The sequence below is a fragment of the Streptomyces sp. NPDC001027 genome, assembly GCF_040299045.1.
GTDB lineage: Bacteria > Actinomycetota > Actinomycetes > Streptomycetales > Streptomycetaceae > Streptomyces.
The window spans coordinates 1-4,479 of sequence record NZ_JBEPBI010000410.1 but is presented as its reverse complement, the minus strand read 5'-3'; the positions used below and the strand labels follow the sequence as shown (position 1 = coordinate 4,479).

The window sequence follows — 4,479 nt, the reverse complement described above, 5'->3', positions numbered from 1 at the left end:
GACCGGCCGGCCCCGGCCGGCGGCCCGGCGCCGCCCGCCACGTCCGGGCTGCTCGGCATGCTGTCCGCGCTGGAGACGGCGGTCGCGCCGACCGGCGCGCAGTTGACCCGGCAGAACGACCTGGCCGCCCAGGGCATCCTCGAGATCGCTCCCGTCCAGGCGCCGCTGCCCGTGCTGGTGCTCGGGGCGCACCGGGTCCTGCCGGTGCGGATGCTGGATCTCGACGTCACCGAGGAGGCGTACGACGGCGAGCTCAACCCGATCAGGGCGCGGGTCACTCTGACGGTGCGCGTCCTCACCGTCGACGACGTCGGGTTCAGCCACCGGGCCGGCGGACTGTATCTGCAGTACCAGCAGGGCAGGGAGCGGTTCGCGGCGCTCGTCGGATACGGCCCCGGGTCGGTCGGCTATGCGGGGTGAGGAGCCGTGCGGCGAAGGGCGGGGACCACAGCAGGGGGCGACCGGGCGGCAGCCCGAGGAGGCCAGTGATGTTCGAGCCGAGCAGCAGGTATCACGCGATCCCGACCACGACCCGCACGCTCGCGGACGGGAGGACCGTTCGGCATCTGCGACGACGCTTCCTGCCCCGGCCCGAGGAGCTGACGGTCGTCGGCGAGCACGTGGTGGCGGCCGGAGACCGACTGGACCTGGTCGCGCACCGGCATTTCGGCGACCCGGAGCAGTCGTGGCGGATCGCCGACGCCAACCGCGCCGTGCGTCCGGACGAGTTGACGGCCGCACCCGGCCGCCGGCTGCGGATCGCCCTGCCGGCCGAGGCGTCCACGGCGGCAGGCCACGGCGCGGGGCCGCGATGACGCACGGCCTGCACCTCCTGCTGCTGGTCGGGGACACCGTGCCGGCCCCGGCCCCGGCGGCGCTGGTGGACGCCCTGCACGGGGTGCGGATCACCTCCGCGAGCGGCCGGACCAACGGCTTTCAGCTGACGTTCGCCGTCAGCCCCCGGTCGCCGCTGACCGGAGCGGTCCTGCCGGGCGGGTCGCTGCACCCGAAGGCGCGGGTGGTGGTGGCCGTGGTCCTGTCCGGCCGGTGTCATGTGCTGATGGACGGCGTGGTGACCCATCAGGAGATGCACGTGGGCCGGGCTCCCGGCTCGGCCTTCCTGTTCGTCACGGGCGAGGACCTGACGGCGCTCATGGACCTCGTCCACGTCCGGCGTGCGTACCCGGGCCTGCCGCCGCAGCTGCGGGCGGCCGCGGTGTGCGCCGGGTACGCGCAGTACGGCATCAGCCCGCGGACCGTGGCGCCGGTCCTCACCGACCAGCCGAACCCGGTCGTCGACATTCCGGTGCAGTCGGCGACCGACCTGGCGTATCTGCGGGCGTCGGCGGCGGAGGTCGGGCACGTCTTCCACCTGGAACCCGGGCCTGCGCCGGGCGCGAGCACGGCGTACTGGGGACCGCAGAACCGCGACGGCGCCCTGCAGCCGGCCCTCACCTGCGGGTGCGGCGCCGCCGACAACGTCGAGGAGCTGACCTTCTCCTTCGACGGGCTGGCCGGCGCCGGTTACGGCGTCGAGCGGCTGGAGCCGCCCTCGACGACCGCCTCCGAGGTCACCGCACCCGAGCCGGGCGTGCTGCGCAGAAGCCTTGCGGCCCATCCGGCACAGGCGCTGCGCACCGGCGCGCTCACCGGGCAGACGAGCCGGTCCCTGACCCGGACCCTGCTGGCCGGGCTCGGCCGCGAACTCGCCGCCGACGCCGTCACCGCCCGCGGGACCGTCGACGTGCTGCGGTACGGCCATGTCCTCGACGCCCACGGGCTGGTGGGGGTGCGCGGGGCGGGCCGGGCGTACGACGGGCGGTACTTCGTGGCCGCCGTGACCCACGACCTCTCCCGGGACGCCTACCGGCAGCACTTCACGCTGGTCCGCGACGGACTCGGCGCCGACACCCAGGCGGTGACCCCTTGACGACGGCACAGGTGAACCAGTGGCACGGGATGTACGAGGGGGTCGTGGTCTCGGCCGTCGACCCGACCGGCGTGGGCCGGCTCCTCGTGCGGGTCCCCGAGGTGCTGGGCGACGACGCCCCCGTGTGGGCGGCGCCGCTCACCCCGTTGGCCGGCTCGGACTGCGGCATGTACGTGGTGCCGCCGCCGGACGCCGGCGTGTGGGTGCGGTTCCAGGACGGGGACCCCGGACGGGCGGTGTGCGCCGGGTTCCGGCGGGGCGGCTCGGGGGACGTGCCGTCGGCCGCGAAGTCCGCGCCGCCGGGCGTCCCGCAGATCGTGCTGGCCACACCGACCGGCAACGCGCTCGTCATCAGCGACATGCCGGGGCCCGCCGGCGGGATCAAGCTGCAGCTGCACGGCGAGAACGGGCCATTCATCAAGATCAACGAGACGTCGATCGAGATCTCCTGCGGTCCCGGACTCGCCACCCTGCAACTCGTCGGACCCCAGGTCACCGTCAACAACGGCGCGCTGACGGTGCTGTGAGGAGAACCAGACCATGCCCGGACTGCTGTTGCACTACGGCGCCCTGATGATGTGCGCCCACCCGCCCGGCCTGGTGAACGCCGCCGCGCCGGTCCAGCAGCGTGTCCTGGTGGGGGGCCAGCCGGTCCTCACCGCCGCGGACGTCCTCCTCGTGGCCGGCTGCAGCTTTCCCGCCGCCTCCATGGGGGCGCCGCCGTGCACGGCCGTGACCTGGCTGCAGACCTCGGCGAGGGTGCTGGCGAACGGTCTGCCCGTGCTGCTGCAGCCGACGCCGTCCGGCGTGGCCCCGGCGATCGGCGTGGGCACTCCGCCGCCGAATCCGCCGATGGTGCTGACCATGCAGTTCCGGGTGCAGGGGATGTGAGCGCGATGGACGTCGGCTTCCCCTATCGGACGGACGCCTGCGGCCGCACGGCACGGGCCGGGCACGCCGACCACGTCCGGAGCATGGTCGAGCTGGTGCTGTTCACCAGCCCCGGGGAACGGGTGAACCGGCCCGACTTCGGCTGCGGCCTGCTCGACATGGTCTTCACGGCGAACAGCCCCGAACTCGCCGCGACCCTGGAGATGACCGCCCAGGCGGCGCTGCAGCGCTGGCTGGGCGACCTCCTCCAGGTGGACTCCGTCACGGCGACCTCCGAGGAAGCCACCCTGCGGGTGGCCGTCGCCTACACGCTGACGGCGACCGGCGAACGGCACGCCGTCACGATCACCGGCGGGGGGAGCCCGTCATGACCGCGGTGAACCACTCCCCCGGGGCGCGCGGCGCGGACGGGCCGGCCGGCATCCACGAGGTGCGGACGCACACCGACCGCCGCACGCTCACCGTCACGTTCTTCGGAATGCTCCCGTCGGGCATGGACCGCACCCGGTTCGACGTCGAGGGCGGCCGACGGGTCGTCGGCGTCCGCGTCCTGCGGGTCGTCCCGGTCGTCGGCCCCGAGGACGACGGCGCGGGGACCCGGCTGCGGCTGACCCTGGACCGGCCGGGCGACGACTCCACGTACCGGCTGCGGCTGCTGGGGCGGGGCTTCCACGGCGGTCACGACCACGCGGACTTCACCTTCCACCCCGACGTCCGCCGAACGCCGGACCGTGCGGCGGAGCGCTCACCGGGCCGAGCGGCGCCGGCCGGCGACCCGGGCGGGCCGTCCCTGCCGCCCGCGCCCGCGATCGACTACCTCGCCAAGGACTACGCCAGTTTCCGCCGGCTGCTCCTGGAGCGGCTCTCGCTCACCCTGCCTCGCTGGAGCGACCGGCACGCCCCCGATCTCTGGGTCACTCTCGTGGAACTGCTGGCGCATGTGGGGGACCGGCTCAGCTACCAGCAGGACGCCGTGGCCACCGAGGCCTACCTGGACACCGCGCGGCTGCGCACCTCCGTGCGCCGTCACGCCCGGCTGGTGGGGTATCCCATGCACGACGGCTGCGCCGCCCGCACCGTCGTCTGCCTGGAGACGGCCGCGGAGACGAGCGTGGACACCGGGGGGCTCGCGTTCACGGCCCAGCCGGACGACGCGCCCGTCCCGCCGCCGGGCGGGCCGGTGATCGGGCCCGGCGCACTCGCCTCGGCCCCCGGTCCCGCCTACCACCCCCTGGAGCACCGCAGCATGCGGCTGACTCCCGAGCACAACGAGATCCCGCTGTGGGCCTGGGGGCGAGGGACGTTCCGGCTGCCCGCCGGGGCCACCCGGGCCGCTCTCCTCGACGGCGACGGGACGCATCGGGCGCTGGATCTCCAGGTCGGCGACCTGCTCGTCCTCGAGGAGACCCACGGTCCGGGCGACGACCCGCCGAATCCCTCACACCGGCAGGCCGTCCGGCTCACCCGCGCCGCACGCGACGTCGACGCGGCGTCCGGCACGACCGTCGTGAAGATCGCCTGGGCCGACGACGACGCCCTGGCCTTCCCGCTGTGCGTGCGCAATCTGCGGGGGCCCGACGGGCGGCCGAGTGCGAGCGTCCTGGCCCGCGGCAACGCCCTCCTCGTCGAACACGGCCTGCCGATCACCTGGTGGCCCC

5 protein-coding genes and 2 pseudogenes are annotated in these 4,479 nt (G+C 74.7%); all 7 read left to right on the top strand.

Going from position 1 to position 4,479, the window contains the following annotated elements:
- Window positions 1-420: pseudogene (locus tag ABT300_RS41770) on the top strand (hypothetical protein); the annotation flags it as partial.
- Window positions 421-488: 68 nt separating this feature from the next.
- Entirely contained in the window at window positions 489-815 is a 327-nt protein-coding gene (locus ABT300_RS41765) for a LysM peptidoglycan-binding domain-containing protein (RefSeq protein ID WP_351687758.1), read from the top strand.
- A complete protein-coding gene (locus tag ABT300_RS41760; RefSeq protein ID WP_351687756.1) occupies window positions 812-1,930 on the top strand; it encodes a hypothetical protein in 1,119 nt (372 codons plus the stop codon). Before ABT300_RS41765 ends, ABT300_RS41760 begins: the two co-directional genes overlap by 4 nt.
- Window positions 1,927-2,457, top strand: coding sequence for a phage baseplate assembly protein V (locus tag ABT300_RS41755; RefSeq protein ID WP_351687754.1), 531 nt, complete (start codon window positions 1,927-1,929; stop codon window positions 2,455-2,457). Before ABT300_RS41760 ends, ABT300_RS41755 begins: the two co-directional genes overlap by 4 nt.
- 13 nt (window positions 2,458-2,470) lie before the next feature.
- Window positions 2,471-2,821: a hypothetical protein gene (locus tag ABT300_RS41750; protein ID WP_351687753.1), complete on the top strand. Its 351-nt coding sequence runs from the start codon at window positions 2,471-2,473 to the stop codon at window positions 2,819-2,821.
- Between the two features lie 5 nt (window positions 2,822-2,826).
- Window positions 2,827-3,192, top strand: a complete 366-nt coding sequence (locus ABT300_RS41745; RefSeq protein ID WP_351687760.1) for a GPW/gp25 family protein — start codon at window positions 2,827-2,829, stop codon at window positions 3,190-3,192.
- A pseudogene (locus ABT300_RS41740) lies at window positions 3,189-4,479 on the top strand (putative baseplate assembly protein); the annotation flags it as partial. The gene ABT300_RS41745 and the pseudogene ABT300_RS41740, both read left to right, overlap by 4 nt.

Bases quoted from the DNA above. Each gene is read 5' to 3' on its own strand.
- ABT300_RS41760 (WP_351687756.1), top strand. From the start codon at position 812: ATGACGCACGGCCTGCACCTCCTGCTGCTGGTCGGGGACACCGTGCCG.
- ABT300_RS41765 (WP_351687758.1), top strand. From the start codon at position 489: ATGTTCGAGCCGAGCAGCAGGTATCACGCGATCCCGACCACGACCCGC.
- ABT300_RS41750 (WP_351687753.1), top strand. From the start codon at position 2,471: ATGCCCGGACTGCTGTTGCACTACGGCGCCCTGATGATGTGCGCCCAC.
- ABT300_RS41745 (WP_351687760.1), top strand. From the start codon at position 2,827: ATGGACGTCGGCTTCCCCTATCGGACGGACGCCTGCGGCCGCACGGCA.